The 16,216-nt window shown below is 34.2% G+C and carries 16 protein-coding genes; 6 read left to right on the plus strand and 10 right to left on the minus strand.

Annotated elements, in window-relative coordinates:
• From SOY52_RS01175 to SOY52_RS01185, 3 genes are all read right to left on the minus strand, one after another.
• A partial coding sequence (locus SOY52_RS01175; RefSeq protein WP_320847155.1) for a carbohydrate ABC transporter permease occupies positions 1 to 569 on the minus strand: 569 nt, incomplete at its 3' end.
• Positions 570 to 580: 11 nt separating this feature from the next.
• Positions 581 to 1,480 carry a sugar ABC transporter permease gene (locus SOY52_RS01180; RefSeq protein ID WP_320847156.1) on the minus strand — a complete coding sequence of 300 codons (900 nt, stop codon included), beginning with the start codon at positions 1,478 to 1,480 and terminating at the stop codon, positions 581 to 583.
• A gap of 16 nt (positions 1,481 to 1,496) precedes the next feature.
• The gene (locus tag SOY52_RS01185; RefSeq protein ID WP_320847157.1) at positions 1,497 to 2,750 is read right to left on the minus strand and encodes an ABC transporter substrate-binding protein; all 1,254 of its coding nucleotides are present in this window, start codon (positions 2,748 to 2,750) and stop codon (positions 1,497 to 1,499) included.
• A 109-nt stretch (positions 2,751 to 2,859) separates the two neighbouring features.
• Here SOY52_RS01185 and SOY52_RS01190 point away from each other — a divergent pair, with 109 nt between their 5' ends.
• From SOY52_RS01190 to SOY52_RS01200, 3 genes are all read left to right on the plus strand, one after another.
• On the plus strand, positions 2,860 to 3,771 hold the full coding sequence (locus SOY52_RS01190; RefSeq protein ID WP_320847158.1) for a LysR family transcriptional regulator: 912 nt from the start codon (positions 2,860 to 2,862) through the stop codon (positions 3,769 to 3,771).
• A gap of 385 nt (positions 3,772 to 4,156) precedes the next feature.
• Positions 4,157 to 4,369, plus strand: a complete 213-nt coding sequence (locus tag SOY52_RS01195; protein ID WP_414429576.1) for a hypothetical protein — start codon at positions 4,157 to 4,159, stop codon at positions 4,367 to 4,369.
• A complete protein-coding gene (locus SOY52_RS01200) occupies positions 4,362 to 5,468 on the plus strand; it encodes a HigA family addiction module antitoxin (protein ID WP_320847160.1) in 1,107 nt (368 codons plus the stop codon). Before SOY52_RS01195 ends, SOY52_RS01200 begins: the two co-directional genes overlap by 8 nt.
• Positions 5,469 to 5,737: 269 nt before the next feature.
• Here SOY52_RS01200 and rpmE read toward each other — a convergent pair whose 3' ends face one another.
• The 7 genes from rpmE to SOY52_RS01235 all read right to left on the minus strand — a co-directional run bounded on the left by rpmE (position 5,738) and on the right by SOY52_RS01235 (position 12,732).
• Positions 5,738 to 5,941, minus strand: coding sequence for a 50S ribosomal protein L31 (gene rpmE / locus SOY52_RS01205; RefSeq protein WP_320847161.1), 204 nt, complete (start codon positions 5,939 to 5,941; stop codon positions 5,738 to 5,740).
• 54 nt (positions 5,942 to 5,995) lie between these two features.
• A complete protein-coding gene (rho, locus tag SOY52_RS01210) occupies positions 5,996 to 7,918 on the minus strand; it encodes a transcription termination factor Rho (protein ID WP_320847162.1) in 1,923 nt (640 codons plus the stop codon).
• Positions 7,919 to 8,004: 86 nt separating this feature from the next.
• Positions 8,005 to 9,252, minus strand: a complete 1,248-nt coding sequence (locus tag SOY52_RS01215; RefSeq protein ID WP_320847163.1) for a CinA family nicotinamide mononucleotide deamidase-related protein — start codon at positions 9,250 to 9,252, stop codon at positions 8,005 to 8,007.
• The gene (lnt, locus tag SOY52_RS01220; protein WP_320847164.1) at positions 9,249 to 10,919 is read right to left on the minus strand and encodes an apolipoprotein N-acyltransferase; all 1,671 of its coding nucleotides are present in this window, start codon (positions 10,917 to 10,919) and stop codon (positions 9,249 to 9,251) included. The genes SOY52_RS01215 and lnt overlap by 4 nt, the downstream gene beginning before the upstream one ends.
• 18 nt (positions 10,920 to 10,937) lie before the next feature.
• Complete coding sequence (locus tag SOY52_RS01225) at positions 10,938 to 11,252, minus strand: HU family DNA-binding protein (RefSeq protein ID WP_320847165.1); 315 nt, start codon at positions 11,250 to 11,252, stop codon at positions 10,938 to 10,940.
• Positions 11,253 to 11,298: 46 nt separating this feature from the next.
• Complete coding sequence (gene rpsT / locus SOY52_RS01230) at positions 11,299 to 11,559, minus strand: 30S ribosomal protein S20 (RefSeq protein WP_320847166.1); 261 nt, start codon at positions 11,557 to 11,559, stop codon at positions 11,299 to 11,301.
• A gap of 138 nt (positions 11,560 to 11,697) precedes the next feature.
• Complete coding sequence (locus tag SOY52_RS01235; RefSeq protein WP_320847167.1) at positions 11,698 to 12,732, minus strand: regulatory iron-sulfur-containing complex subunit RicT; 1,035 nt, start codon at positions 12,730 to 12,732, stop codon at positions 11,698 to 11,700.
• A gap of 76 nt (positions 12,733 to 12,808) precedes the next feature.
• Here SOY52_RS01235 and SOY52_RS01240 point away from each other — a divergent pair, with 76 nt between their 5' ends.
• From SOY52_RS01240 to purD, 3 genes are all read left to right on the plus strand, one after another.
• Positions 12,809 to 13,894 (plus strand): AI-2E family transporter, encoded by a 1,086-nt coding sequence (locus SOY52_RS01240; protein WP_320847168.1) that lies wholly within the window; start codon positions 12,809 to 12,811, stop codon positions 13,892 to 13,894.
• Positions 13,895 to 13,908: 14 nt separating this feature from the next.
• Positions 13,909 to 14,868: a tRNA dihydrouridine synthase DusB gene (gene dusB, locus SOY52_RS01245; RefSeq protein ID WP_320847169.1), complete on the plus strand. Its 960-nt coding sequence runs from the start codon at positions 13,909 to 13,911 to the stop codon at positions 14,866 to 14,868.
• An 86-nt stretch (positions 14,869 to 14,954) separates the two neighbouring features.
• A partial coding sequence (purD, locus tag SOY52_RS01250; protein ID WP_320847170.1) for a phosphoribosylamine--glycine ligase occupies positions 14,955 to 16,216 on the plus strand: 1,262 nt, incomplete at its 3' end.

Here is a 16,216-nt window from a genome sequence, read left to right on the forward strand (position 1 = left end):
ACATAAACAAGTTTTTGAAATGTTGATGCACCATCAATTGTTGCAGCTTCATCCATTGAAACTGGAATATCTTTTAAGAAACCTCCAAGTATTACCATCGAGAAAGGTATTAGGTTACTACAATAAAGAATTATTAAACCAATAAAAGTATCATACATATGAACGCTTCTAAAGAATGTAAATAAAGGACGAGCCTTAACAACTGCAGGTACCATGATTGAAAAGACAATTAATGCATATGCAATTGAAAGTCCTTTACTATCATGCCTACCAAATCCATAAGCAGCCATCATACATACAATTACATTTATTGATATTGCAGGTATAGTAATAACAAAAGTATTAACTATCTTTTCTAATAATCCACAATCTCGAAATAGTTTTTGATAACTTGCTAGAGTTGGATGATTAGGAAAGTAATCAATTGGTGTTTTAAATAGTTCTGTGTCAGGTGTTATTGAGGATGTAAATATCCAAAACAGAGGGAAAAGTATCAAGAAAGATACAATAGCCATTATTACATAAATAAATGTTTTATAGATAATATCGTTTTTCCTTATATTAGCCATTTTGATCCCTCCTATTTCTCAAGTTTTTTAATTAATCTCATTCCTCCTCGGCTTATTACAGCCATAAAGAGGAATAGTACTATAGCAATTGCCGAAGCATATCCAACATTTAGATTTGTAAATGATTCTGTCATAATTCGATATGCAAGTAGTGAGGTTGAATCTGCAGGACCTCCAGATGTCATTGCATATACGATATCGTAACTAGTCATTCTCCAAATAGTGAAAAATATTGCCAAGTTTAAAATAGTTGTCATTATGTTTGGTAGAGTAATGTAGAAGAATGATTGCACTCTGTTTACTCCATCAATTATTGCTGCTTCGTAAATATCATCAGAAAGGAACTGTAGAGCGGCAAGACAGAGAATTGCAAAATAAGGTATATTCTTCCATAGGTCTACTGCTATTACTGAGAACCTTGCCGTTGTGGAAGCAGATAGCCAATCAACATGGAACGATGGATTAATCATTCTAATTAGGTCATTAATGAATCCAAAATTATCATTGAAAGCCCATCTTGCTGCTCTTCCAACAACGACCATAGGGATTGCCCATGGGATAAGGACAATAGTTCTCAAGAATCTTTTTCCTGCCATTTTTACATTTAAAAGCAGGGATAGTAGTGTGCCCAGAATTATTAGAAATGAAACTGAACACACTGTAAAAATAAGTGTAAACTTAATTGATAATATCAACTTAGGATCTTTAAAAATTGTTATAAAGTTTCCTAGTCCAATGAATTTTGCACCAGGTCCTTTAAGTAACTTGATCTCAAAGAAACTGTCATAAAGAGTTACTATCATTGGATATACAGTAGTAAATCCCCTTATTAAAAGAACTGGTAATACAAATAGCCATGCTATTTTAAGTTTGCTATTCTTTGCTTTTCTATTGAGATCAATGTTTTTCATAAGATTTATCCTTAAATCAGATATATTTTTCTGTTGCTTTTTGTGCTGATGCGAAGAAGTCTGCTTCACTTATCTCTTCGAGGAGGAGTCTGTGGAAGAGGTTACCAATTTCAGAAATGTATTCCATTGCTTCTGCAACTATTGGACGACCACGAAGAGTTACTTTTTCAACATACTCTCTCATTTCATTAATACCTGTAAGGTTATCTAGTTCTGGATTTGAAAGTAATTCAAGGTATGCAGGGAATGTTCCAAAGCACTTTGTATAGTCAAGCTGACCTTGCTTAGATGCTGCATAATTTAAGAATCTCTTAGCTGCTGTTTTATGTTCAGATGCATTGTTTAAAATATAATGCCAGCTTGAGCAATATGCTACACTACCAACTTTTTCATTAGCAACAGGAGGGACAATCATTGTAATTGGACCATTAGGAGTATATAAACCTGCCTTATTAAACTTTGCAATTTGGTTAGTATATAGTAAGCCTACAGCTCTCTTACCTGCAACGAGGTTTTGATATACTTGCTCATATTGGTCTGCCATTTGAGATCTTGTTGTATAACCTTCTCTTAAAATATTGACAAGTTCATGTACACCCTTTTGTGTTTGAGGATCATTCCAATTGTAATAATCACCACCAAATAGGTTGATAAAGCTACCAAGGCTATTAAATGCATATGCACTATCCCATGCATCAGCATAACCATATCTATCACCTGATGTTGCCTTCTTTATTAATGTAATAAAATCATCATATGTAGCAATACTTTCTACACCACACTCTTTCATGATATCTGTATTAACGAACCATCCTAGAACACTGAAATACATTGGTACAGAATAAATATTGCCTTCTTTTGTAATAACCATGTCATTGAGGTAAGCTTGTGGGAATTCTTTTCTAACCTCTGCTGTCATTACATCATTTAATGAAGCTAGCCAACATGTATTCTTAAATGCTGTATACATTTCATCATTTACAGTAATGATATCAACACTCTTATCTGCTGTTGAAAGTACTGTAGTTACTTTTGCTTGTCTGTCATTACTATTTGTTGGAGTTGCAACAACTGTAATTTTTAAATTACAAGCTTTTTCAACCAAGCTAATCCAATCCTTGAAGCCAGAAGCTGTTGAATCCTTTGTCATTAATACTAATTCAAGAGTCTCATTAGGATCATCTTGAACTTGCTCTGCTTCTTTTGCTCCATTAGCAAATAGTACAAATGGAAGTAATGCTATAAGCATCATTATAAGAATTTTTTTCATATGTTTTTCTCCTTTTGTGATTTCAGCATAATACCAAATATTCATACTGTAAAATTATTATTTATTATATAATTCATAATAATTATATTATACTTAAACAGAGGTTTTTATGACATTAACACAAATTGAAGTCTTTTGTGCTGTTGCAGAGCTGAGTTCTATGACATTAGCTGCAGATAGGATGAACATGACACAGCCTGGAGTAAGTAGGATGATAGCTGATCTTGAGCAAGAGTTTGATATACAACTCTTTATTAGAGAAAAAAAATCTATTCACATTACTCCTCAAGGAAAAACTTGTTATGAAAAAGCATTAAAAGTTCTTAAGGAAGTGGAAATATTAAGAGCTAATTTTTCAAGTACAAGACAAATGAGAGAAATTAGCATTGGATGTAGTTCTGGTCTTGGTCCATATGTATTAAAGCAAGCTACAATTTTATTTCATAAAAAATATCCATCATGTCAGCTTCATATTACAGAAGAACATCCTGCTAAAATTATGGATGGTATATTAAATGGAATTTATAATGTTGGGTTTATTCAGCAAAAGCTCACAGATGTTAATATTGATAGTGTAAAAATTGGAGATGATAAAATTGTAATGGTAGCAGGTTTTGATTATCAATTAAAATCAGAACAAGATGTATATACAATTGATGATATTGCCCAGGAGAGTTTAATTTTTATTAAAAAAGGAAGTAGTATTAGACATTTAATTGACTCATATGCAGAAAGTCAATTTGTAAATCTGAAACCGGAATGGAATTGTAACTCAGGAGAACATGCTCTTAAACTTGTAGAAGAAGGCTTTGGCGTTTCACTTCTTTCTAATAAAACAGTAAATGATAGTATTCAAAGAGGAATAATAAGAGAATTAAATACTGATTTCTCTATCACGCGTGAATACTATGCAATTTGGAGAAAGGTTTGTTTTTTATCAGCAGAAGAAAAATATCTAATAGAACTAGTTAAAGATATAGGTATGAAATACACTTGGGAAAATACCCCTGTATATAGTTAATAAAATGAAAACTAGTATTTTGATTTCAATAGAGAAATTAATATCTTAGTACATTCAATTGAATTCATAAAATAGATATCTAAGAAGTAGAAGAAACTAACTATTAAAGTACCTCTTTTTCTATACAAAAATTATTAATTCAAGTTTTATTACCAAAATAGTAATAAAATATATTGGAATTATTAATTAATAATGATAAGATTTTAATTACCTAAAAGGTAATAAAATTATTAGTAAGGAAAAAGTTTAGGTATGCAAATAATGTATAAGAATGATACTGCAAAGAAACAGTTTTGTTCTGAGTACAAAAAAATGGAGATATCCTGAACAAGTAAAAAAGAAACTTCTATCTGCAGAAAATTTTATTATTAATGCAGATTCGTTAATGGATATTGCTAAGTATCCTCCATTTCATTTTGAACATTTAAAAGGTGATAGAAAAGATGAATGGAGCATACGATTGGGTAATACTGGATATAGAGTTACAATGGTTCCCTGTGATAACGATGGAAACGAAATTATAGGAGGAGACATTTTAGCTCAATGCATAATGATTAAAATTGTAAAAGTAACGGAGGTGTCGAACCATTATGAGTAATATAAAAGAATATAAAGATATAGTGGCATTTCACCCTGGATATTATATTGCGGATATCATTGAGGATATGGGAATTAATCAAGCTGAGTTTGCTACAAGAATGGGAACAACTCCAAAGACCTTGAGTCAATTAATCAATGGCCAAGCTAATATCTCAAATGACTTAGCAAAGAAGCTTTCTGTGATGCTTGGAACTAGTGTTGAAGTTTGGCAAAATTTACAGAATTCTTATGATCAGAAATTGATAGAGATACAGCAGGCTAAGGATATTGATGAACAGGCTGAACTTGCAAAAGAGATAGATTATAAATACTTTATTGATGTAGTTGGTTTACCAATAGCAAGAAATATTAATGATAAAGTGATAAATTTATGCAAGTTTTTTCAGGTTGCAGATTTACGAATCATGTTGCAGGCGGATTTTCTAGTAAACTTTAGATCAAGTACATCTTGCAATAGTGAAAAGAATATCATTAATTCTAGAGCATGGATTCAAACAGCTATGAATCTCTCTAAATGTATTAATACAAAACCTTATAATAGTGAAAAACTAAAAGAGTATTTACCAGAGCTTAGAGGCATGACTGTTAAGACACCTGATGTTTTCTTACCGAGAATGCGTAAAATCTTTGCTGAATGTGGTATTGCATTTGTTTTATTACCTCACTTGAAAAATTCAGGCGTGAATGGTGCTGTAAAATGGGTAACAGATGACAGAGTAGTACTAGCTATGAATAATCGAGGCCTTGATGCAGATAAGTTTTGGTTTTCATTATTCCATGAAATCAAGCATGTTTTACAACAGAAAATCAAAACCGTTTTCATCAGCAGTTCAATTGAAGAAATGATGAATATCAACGATAAATTGGAAATAGAAGCTGATAAATTTGCAAAAAACTATTTGATTCCACCTGTAGATTATAGAAGATTAGCACCATCAAAATATACATCTGATGATGAGATAGTTGAGTTTGCTAATTCAATAGGAATTCATCCAGGAATTGTAGCTGGGAGATTACAGCATGAAGGAATCATTGCACAGAATAGATGTTCAAAGTTAAAAGAAAAATATGTAATTGAAATAATGCATTCTGATTAGAGTATTTTATAGGGGAGTCGTATCAGACACTCTCCTTGTTTGATTGAATAAAAAAAGAAATAACATCATATAAAAAAATCTGAAATAGTAATGTACTATCACAACTAAAAATTTCTTCCAAACGTGCTTATTTTTCAAATAATATAAGCACGTTTGTAAAAAACAATGAAAAGATAAATGTTGTACTTTGATAAAATAACTAAACAGCTACAACAAAAAAAAGAGGTAGAATCATTACTCTACCTCCTCTAATTACACTAAGCAAAAGATTAGTTGTTCTTTGCGTATCTCTTGTTAAAGCGTTCTACACGACCTGTTGAGTCAACAAGCTTCTGAGTACCAGTGAAGAATGGGTGGCAAGCTGAACAAATTTCAACGTGCATATTCTTAGCTGTTGTCTTAGTCTTGATAACGTTACCGCATGAGCATGTAATCTCCTGTAACTGATAGTTAGGGTGTAAATCCTTCTTCATTGTAATCCTCCAAATCTTATATCTTACATCATCTGCTTTCACAGATGACAAGCATCATTTTAATACACTCATTGTCTGGGTTGCAGAATTAACTGCGGCACCTGACATAGAGCCTAGGAACTCTTTATTATTGTGTGTTTTCTTCATCTTGTCAATTAGGAATACACTCATCTCTAAATCATCCATGTTAGAAACAGCATTTCTTAATAACCAGAGGCGAGTAAGCTCGTCCTTTGATAACAATAGATCATCACGACGAGTTCCAGACTTTTTAATGTTAATAGCAGGGAACTTTCTTGAATCAGCCATTCTTCTATCAAGAACTATTTCGTTGTTACCTGTACCCTTGAACTCTTCAAAGATAACTTCATCCATTCTTGAACCTGTTTCAATTAACGCTGTTGAAATAATAGTTAAAGAGCCACCATTTTCAATATTTCTTGCAGCACCGAAGAATCTCTTTGGCTTATGAAGTGCATTAGAATCAACACCACCAGATAAGATCTTTCCAGATGCAGGAACAGTTTGGTTATATGCTCTAGCAAGACGTGTAATTGAGTCGAGTAAGATTACAACATCTTGATGAAGTTCAACTAAACGCTTTGCTTTCTCTATAACCATTTCAGCAACCTGAACGTGTCTTGTAGCTTGCTCATCGAAGGTAGATGCAACAACTTCACCTTGAACATTTCTTCTCATATCAGTTACTTCTTCAGGACGCTCATCAACAAGAAGTACGAATAACTTAACCTCTGGGTGGTTTGTAGTAATTGCATTTGCAATCTTCTGCATTAATACTGTCTTACCAGTTCTTGGAGGAGCAACGATTAATGAACGCTGACCTTTTCCGATTGGACAGAATAAATCTACAACTCTAGTTGCAATATCCATATCCTCTGGTTTTTCGGAGTCTGAAATGTATTGTAAATTTAATTTCTCATCAGGGAAAAGTGGAGTTAAGGTATCAAATGGAACTCTAAGCTTTGCTTCTTGAGGTGTTTGATTATTAACCTTCATTACTCTAAACATTGAGTAGAATTTATCTGTCTCTCTTGGTGTTCTAATTTGACCATAAACGGTATCACCAGTTCTGAGGCCACAACCTCTAATCATACCAGCAGAGAGATAAACATCCTCACTTCCAGAGAGATAGCTATTAATTGAATATCTTAAAAAACCATATCCATCTTGTAAGATTTCAATTGTACCCTCTACCATTAAAGCACCACCAGTTGAAGTGTGTAGACGGCACATTTCCTTAATTAAGTCCTGCTTTCTGCAATCTAAAATTACTTCTTCGCTAATTCCCTTCTCACGAGCAAGGTTACGAAGTGTATCAACAGGAAGTGTTGTAAGGTATGAAACAAAAAGTAGAGGAGCATCAGGATTTTCCTCAAGATTTATTTCAATTATTTCTTCCCTTTTTGGCTTTTGATTTTTATTGAACTTATTCTTTTTATTAAACTTATTGATTTTAGAGTTATCTTCTTCGCTATCTTGAGCTTGAGTATTATCACTTACCTCTTGAGATTCCTCTGTAGAAGCTTCTTCCTTAACATCAGGAGTAACAACTTCACTTTGATTATCTTCTTCTTTAACAATCTCGGTTGGGATGATTTCTTTTATAGGAGCTTCTTCAAGTTCTAACTTAGGAGCCTCTTGGCTTTCTACGTTAGCACCTTCTTCAACATCTATTAAAGTTGGTTGATCTTCATCTACACTCTTTTCTTCAGTCTTAGGATTAACCTTCTTTCTAGGCTTTCTCTGAAGCTTTCTCTTTGGTTTTTCAACCTTCTCAACTTCAACAGAATTAGCTTCTTCTTTACTTTCTTCTTTTACTTCAGTAGGTTCAGCTGGCTTAACCTTAACTTTAATTACTTTCTTAGTCTTTACGACTCTTTTTTTCTTTGTTTCACCTTCTTCTTGTGAAGAAACAGCCTGAACCTGGCTGTCGACAAACAAATCTTCATCTGCCATGAAAATTATTCTCCAAAAAATTAAACGTGTAAGTATATTAATTTAGAATATATTATTAGTTCTAATTGAATAATCTGATTAACGACTTAAATATAATCCCACATACAAGTTATGTCAATAAGTGGCTTATCAGAGAGGATAAAGTGATTAGCTAAAATAAAAGCAGCTGTAGCACTCTTTCTTCTAACAGAAGCACGTCCCCATGTTGTGAAGTGGAGAGTAACTGCTTGACTTACTCGATTTTTTCCTGCAAAGCCAAAGCAAACAGTACCTACATCCTTTCCTTCACTTTTATCTGGACCAGCAACACCAGTAACAGAGAAAGCATAATCACTATTAGTTTTCTTTAAAGCACCTTCTGCCATCTCAATTGCACAATTCTCGCTTACTGTTCCATAACACTTTATAGTAGTGCTACCAACACCTAAAAGGCCTTCCTTTACAGAAGGAGCATATGAAACTACTCCACCATTAAAATAGACACTAGCTCCAGCTTCTTCGGTTAAGAGCATTGAGCATAGTCCTCCTGTACAGCTTTCAGCAGATGCAATAGTAAGACCTTTTTCTCTTAAAGTTTTAGTTAATGATGAAAGTGCTGTATTATCACCTGGGATAATTAGCTCATTACCACACTTTTCTTGAAGACGCTTAATAGCACTATTAACCTTTTTCTCATCACCTTCAGCGTAGAGAGAAATTCTGTAATCCTGGAAACGTGTTCCCCAGTTAATTTCAGAGTCGACCTCTTTAGTTAATTCCTCAAGCTTTGCTTCTGCAATTAAAAAGGTTGAATACTCAAATCTTGGCTTTTCTTCATGTCCATTAAGATGTGCAAGGTATGGTAATACAAATTCCCTAAACATAGGTTCCATTTCTCTAGGTGGTCCAGGAAGACAGATAATTAAAGTGTTATCAGCTTTACCATAAAAGCCTTCTGCAGTGCCATTTGGGTTTAATATAGTTTTAAAATCCTCAGGGAAATAGCTTTGCTTTTCATTTGCACCATGTATTCTTTCACCTACTCTTTTGTATAGGCGTTGATAGGCTTCCTCATTTTTAACTAAGGCTTTACCCGCTACATGACTAATTGTAAGACGAGTCATATCATCACTAGTTGGTCCAAGCCCGCCTGTGATGATAATTACGTCGTTATGCTTAATTACGCTTAATAGTACAGCTTCAATAGTACCATCATCAGGGATAGCTATGATTTCATTCATATGATAACCAAGCTTAGTTAACTCTCTTGATACTAACTGACCATGTTTATCAGCAATAATTCCACGAGTTAATTCACTACCAATAACGATTAAAGAAGCTGTAGTATTATTCATTTTTTTACCTTTTTCAAAATTGTTAAACAAAGTCCCACAATTAATGTAACAGCACTAATAAAAATTGATGCATATGCAAGAATATCAGTGTGTTCAACGTAGAATGTGTGGCCATATGTTTCGCTAGTATAAACTGGTACATCATAGATGTGGTAAGTCATCTTGAATTGCTCAACAGGATCTACTAGCTCTCCCGTTGGAAGTATCATACAGGTAAGACCTGAGTTAGTACTTCTTACCATAGTCTTTCTAGTTTCAACACTTCGAACTGTTGCAATTGCAGCATGCTGGACTGCAGCATCTGCAGAACCTGACCAACGATCATTGGTCATGTTTACAATTACATCAGCACCATTTCTTACAAAACCAGCTGGAAGATAGCCAAATACATCCTCATAGCAAATTGGAGTTGAGAACTTAACTCCATCAGACTCAAAGACCTTAGCCTCATCGCCCTGTTCCCACCAGTTATAGTCTAATGCAACTAAGATATTGTATAGCCATGGTAGTTGCTTTTTATAAGGGAAGTGCTCTGTAAATGGAACTAGGTGTTGCTTATTGTAAGTTCCTTTAATAGTTCCATCATCAAATAGAATAACAGAGTTATAGTCTGTTCTATTTAACTCTCCTGTTTCCTCATCTATTGGTCCCTTTGAAGGATCCTTTAAAACACCAGTTGGGTTACCAGTTAATAGTGGTTTATCAAGTTCTTCTGCAAAAGAAACGAATTCCTTAACAAGCTCTGCTGTCTCTTTGTTACCAATAGTGTCCCCTGCACCTTCATAGGAGTAATTCATATGCCAGCTAACAGATGGAACAAATGCAGTTTCAGACCAAACAACGATATCAGGGTTTTGTCTAATTGCTTCAAGGGATAACCTTCTTAAGTTAGAGAAATTTCTTCTATAGGTTGTTAAACCACCCTGCCATGAATCATGGTTATGCTGTACTGTTGCAACCCTCCAAGTTCTATCAGGAATTGCCTTTTCCCAGTAATTTAACTGAATACAACCTGTAGTAAACCATAAGACAAAGATAATAGCGTAGATAATAGGAAAGTAAATATTCTTCTTTATGTAGGTGATAAATTTATCACCCTTACCTCTTACTCTATCTGCAAGGTTAGCTGCAATAAAGGCTTGTGGGGTAATTATCATGTAGATAATAAACCAAATACCAGTGTACTCTGCAATTTGTATTAATGGTAAATATCTATAAAGAGCGTAGCAAATTGTACCATATGGGTATCCAGCAAACCAGCTTTCAGATAGGTATGCATAGCTTACCCATATAAAGCCCTGTAGCAAAAAGCCAAAGCGCTTAAAATAGGTAACCGCCGCTTTTAGAGCAAAGAATAGCATAAGCATCTCTGTGCCCTTGATTACCGTTACTATTACAATTGCACCTTTATGGAAGTTTGGAAGCCAATAGTTAAAGAAGCAGTAAAAGGCTACTCCGAATAAAAATCCATGAAAGCCTACTGCCTTCCAAGAGGTATTTTTAATTACCATCAAAACTGGAATTATTGCAAAGAATGCAATAAAGCCTAAGCCCTTTTCAGAAACAAAACCAGGAAAAGCGATGGAATATACGAATGCTGAAATAATTAATAATAAAACCTCAGAACACAGTGTCCTGAGGCTTCTTTTCTTGTAAAGATCAATCAAGACGGAAAACTCCTATCATTAATCTTCCGGCCTTGCATCTCTTAAATCCCAGATGCAATCTTTAAGTTCTTTTCCTGGACGGAAAATAGCTACGCCATGGGTGTCTACTGAGACTACTTCACCAGTCTTAGGGTTTCTTGCCTTTTCTCTACCTTTTCTAGTTCTAACTTCAAAAGTACCAAATCCACGAAGCTCAATGATTCTATCATCCTTAAGACCGTCTTTAATCTCTTCAAAGAGTTCATCAATTACACGGTGGATATCGGCACGTGAGAGACCGATCTTGTTGTGGAGACTCTCGATTATGGCAGCTTTAGTAAGTTTCTCTTCCATTATTTTATTTCTCCTAATAGATGTTAATCCCTAAAAAGGGTAAGTCTTATGCAAGCTTTGCAAAAGCTTTATAAAGGCGAGACTTCTTTCTGCTTGCTGTATTCTTGTGGAGCACGCCCTTGCTTGCTGCACTATCAAGAAGCTTGAAGCTAAGATCCATAGCAACCTTTGCTGCATCCTTATCTTTAGCCTGTACTGCTGCATCGAATTTCTTGATCTGTGTGCGAACGCTGCTCTTGATCATACGGTTATGCATTCTGCGCTTTACGTTCTGGCGCTCTCTCTTCTCAGCTGATCTGTTAGCCACTTTATTCCTCCGAGTCTACATAAGTAGATTATTTTTTTTATTTTAAGTTACAGCATAAAACTGCGATTATCAAAACTAACACAAAGCGTAACTTCGGTCAATATATGATTTTACAATATTTTACTTTATTTTGTTTTATCAAGAAGAGAATATCTCATCTTCCCATTCTTGGCTTACACACCAATGCTGACTTTCATCATTGTAATAAACCTCATCAAATGGTACATAAAGCACTCTTCCATCAGCTCCTTGAAGTAAAATACGTCTTGAAAGAATATTTACCTCACTAACCTTATAAAGCTCATGGTTAAGCTTTATCTTTGAACCTTCAGCAGGCATTGCAGCCTTTTCTTCAACGTAGTAATCATATTCATATGCAAGACAGCATAAAAGTCTTCCACATGGACCTGAAATCTTCATTGAATTTAGAGAAAGATTCTGCTCCTTCGCCATTTTAATAGACACTGGCTCTAGCTTATCTGTAATACAGTGACAGCAATAATCACGACCACAAACTGACAAACCACCAATTAACCTTGATTCATCTCTAACACCAATTTGTCTTAACTCGATACGCATTCTAAAGACTGCAACAAGATCCTTTACTAAATCTCTGAAGTCTACTCTCTCATCTGCGGTAAAGAAGAATATTACCTTAGGCTCACCAAGTAAGAAGTGAGTTGTAATAAGCTTCATCTTTAGACCATGCTTTTGAATCTTTTCCCTACAAACTATTATCGCGTCATCTTCTTTTAAAGTATTTTCATTGTATTTAGCCATTTCAGCAGGTGTTGCTAGGTGGTCTAAGAATAAGACATCCCCAGTAACTCTTACCTTTCTTGGCTCCTTAGTAACTTGGCATCCCATGCAATATTCACATTGATGTACTTCTTTTTCTGAAATACTTTGTTCTTCAGAGTATTCTTCTTCGACATCTCCAAAATGAATACATGAACCTCTTACGCATGTTGAACCAGGAACATAAGTATTATTTTCATCTGGAGCTGGCCCTACAATAAAGCCAAGATCGAGGCCAAATCTTGTTTCATAAACAACGGGAGTTCCAGGATATAGTACAGAATCCCAAGCTGCTAAACATATATCGTTGTAGGAAGGGTTTTTAACGACATATACGTATGCCTCTTCCTCTTTATTAATTTCTTTCTTTGCCATAGTAAAAAAAATAACATTTGTAAAAACAATACGCAAGGCTCAATACAAAACAATTAATTAAGTGTATTCTATTTATATGGAACTTAATAATAAAACACTATTAAAAATTGGTATTTCTATCTTTATTTTATTTTTATTATTTACCTATTGGAGTGGTATTTCTACTTTTTTAATTAAGTTTATTGCAATTTCATCACCAATAATTATTGGTCTAATAATAGCTTACATCTTAAACATCTTAATGAGTTTTTATGAAAAACATATAAAAAAAGCTAACAGAATAATATGTTTAATCCTTTCGATACTAACTCTATTAGTTATTATTTTTGCAGTTCTAGCGCTATTAATACCAGAATTAATTTCCTCTATAAAGCTTATTGCTGAGCGCTTTCCTATAGCGTTATCTAATATTACAGAGATTTTAAAAAAGTATGATTTACCCTCAAAAGATTATTCATCCCTAATCTCTAACTTTGATTTAAAATCAAAAGTTAACCAAATAATAAGTGTATTAACATCGGGAATAACAAATATATTTGGAGTTGTATTCTCTGTATTTAGTGGAATTGTTACTATCTTTTTAAGCTTTATGTTTGCCCTTTATGTTTTAAATGGTAAAGATAAATTGAAATCACAATCAAAGAGAGTATTAAAAGCTTACCTTCCAAGTAAAGTATATGAAAAGATTTTATATACACTTAATGTCCTTGATGAAAGCTTTCATTCATACATTGTAGGACAGTGCACTGAAGCAATTATTTTAGGTTCTCTTTGTGCTATTGGCATGATGGTATTAAGGCTTCCATATGCTTTGATGATTGGTTCATTAATTGCCCTTACAGCACTAATACCTATTGCGGGAGCATACATTGGTGGCTTTTTAGGTGCTTTTATGATTTTTACAGTGTCCCCAATAAAGGCATTGATTTTTATTATATTTTTAATCATCTTACAGCAAGTAGAAGGTAACTTAATATATCCTCGTGTAGTTGGTTCAGCTTTAGGTCTCCCAGGTCTTTGGGTGTTAGCAGCAGTAACAATAGGTGGTGGTCTACTTGGAATTATTGGTATGTTAATTGCAGTCCCTATTACAGCTACAGTGTATAAGATTATTAAGGCCGATGTGAATAAAAGAGAACAATTAAAAATATTACAAAACTAAATAAAGGTTTAATTATGAAATTAGGAAGCAAAGAGATAAATGGAAACTTAATACTTGCACCTCTTGCGGGATATTCTGATAGAGCTTTCAGAAGGATTTCAAGAGAGCATGGTGCTGCCATTGCAGTTACTGAAATGGTGTCATGCGAAGGTTTAGCAAGGGATAATGAAAAGACAGAGGATCTACTTCTAAGATATGAAGGAGAAGATGAACTTATAATGCAAATCTTTGCTCCAGATGATGATCCTGTTAGGCGCTCTCTTTCTCGTCTTTTAGAGTATAAACCAACTGCAATTGATATCAATGCAGGTTGTCCTGTTCCTAAGGTGGTAAAAAATGGATGTGGATCTGCATTAATGAAAAATCCTGATAAAATTTACAACATTGTTAGCTTTTTAAAGCAAAATACCGATGTACCTATTACAGTAAAATTTAGACTAGGTTGGGATTCTTCATCAATTAACTATCTAGAATTTGCTGATGCTTGCGTGAGTGCTGGTGCTTCTGCACTTACCCTCCATGCAAGAACTCGTAGTCAAAATTACTCAGGAACTGCATCATATGAGGATATCAAAATCCTCAGAGAAAGAGTTGATAAAAGTGTATTAGTATTTGGCTCTGGTGATGTCTTTACTCCTGAAGATGCTCTTAAGATGGTTAAATCATGTAATGTTGATGGGGTTATGTTTGCTAGAGGAGCAATTGGAAATCCTTTTATTTTCAAGCAAACTAAAGAACTCTTAGAAAGTGGTAGTTATCATGATATTCCTCTTGAAGAGCGCTATAACACTATTATCAAGCATTTAGACTACATGATTTCTTACTTTGGTGAAGCTTTGGCTGCAAGAGAAATGAGAAAGCATGCAGCAGCATATTTAAAGGGTGTTAGGAATTCTTCCCGTGTTAAAGCAACAATTGTTCATGCTCTCACACGTGATGATTATCTAAAGTCTTTAGAAGTACTATTTGAATAAAAGCTGATATTAATAAAAAAATATTTATTGATTTTGTTTGACGCGGCACTTTTGGTAGTTTAGCATTTTAGTTATAGGGGGCTGAAATGCGAGTTTTAATCCTGGGATCAGGTGCAAAGGACCATGCAATTGCATGGTGGTTCAGCAGGAGCAATCTAATTTCAGAGCTATTTTATGCACCGGGGAATGTAGCAACAAAATCTATAGCAACTAATCTACCAGAAGTAGACCCTTCTGATAAAGAAGCTGTATATAATGCTTGCTTAAAATATAATATTCAACATGTATTTATCGGTACAGAAGCACCACTGCTTGCTGGTATGATTGATTTTCTACAGCGAAAAGGTATTAGCACATTTGGTGCACCTTTAAGCTCATTAAAGCTTGAAGGGGACAGAAATTTTGCTAGAGCTTTTACCGATAGACACAATATTCCAACACCAAGAAGAAATCTTTTTGAATCTCCAACAGCATTGGGAAAATTCTTATCTAGACATGAGGGAGAACACTTTGTATTAAAGTCAAATACAATTGCTCCATCTAGAATAATGCTTGACTCTTCAGATAGCAAAGCTTTACTTGAGTTTGCTGATGAACTTTTTAAACTTGGACCAGTTTTACTTGAAGAGCACTGTGCAGGATTACCAATTACTGTAACAGTACTTTTGGATAACAATGGGTATCTTGCACTTCCATTCACTTCTGATTACATGTATACCTCAGCAGACCAAGGTATCCCAACAGGTGGTATGGGTGCTGTTTGTCCTATCCAGTTAAAAAAAGAATACCAGGACTTAATTAAAGAACAGATAATTGAACCAACAATTTATGGTATTAAGGTTGAGCAACTTGCCTATAAAGGTGTATTAACTTTCTCCATTATTATTAAAGAAGACCGTCCTGTATTAGTAGATTACCATGTTAGATTTAACGATCCTGCAACTCAAGCTATGATACCTTTAATTAAGACAGATATCGTTGAATTAATTAAAGCAGTAAATGAGGATCGAATTTCTTCTATTAATCTTGAGCTATCAAATGAAAGCACCGTTGCTGTTGTAGTTGCTTCAAATGGTTATCCAATGCATCCAGAAATAGGAAAAAGTATTAATCTTAAATACCCATTTTTAGTTAAAAATATGCTTCATAGATTACCTCTAGTCTTTGCTGGTGCTATTGATGGAGAGAATGTAAAGAATCTTAAAACCACAGGTGGCAGATGCTTTACTGTAGTTGGTAGAGGTAAAAGTATTAAAACGGCAAACGAAAAGGCTTACCGTTTTATTGATTCTTTTAATTTTGATGGTGCTTGGTACCGTGATGATATCGGATACAAGTTCTTTATTAC

Origin of the sequence: Bullifex sp. (assembly GCF_034103065.1) — a bacterium.
Taxonomy (GTDB): Bacteria; Spirochaetota; Spirochaetia; order Sphaerochaetales; family Sphaerochaetaceae; genus Bullifex.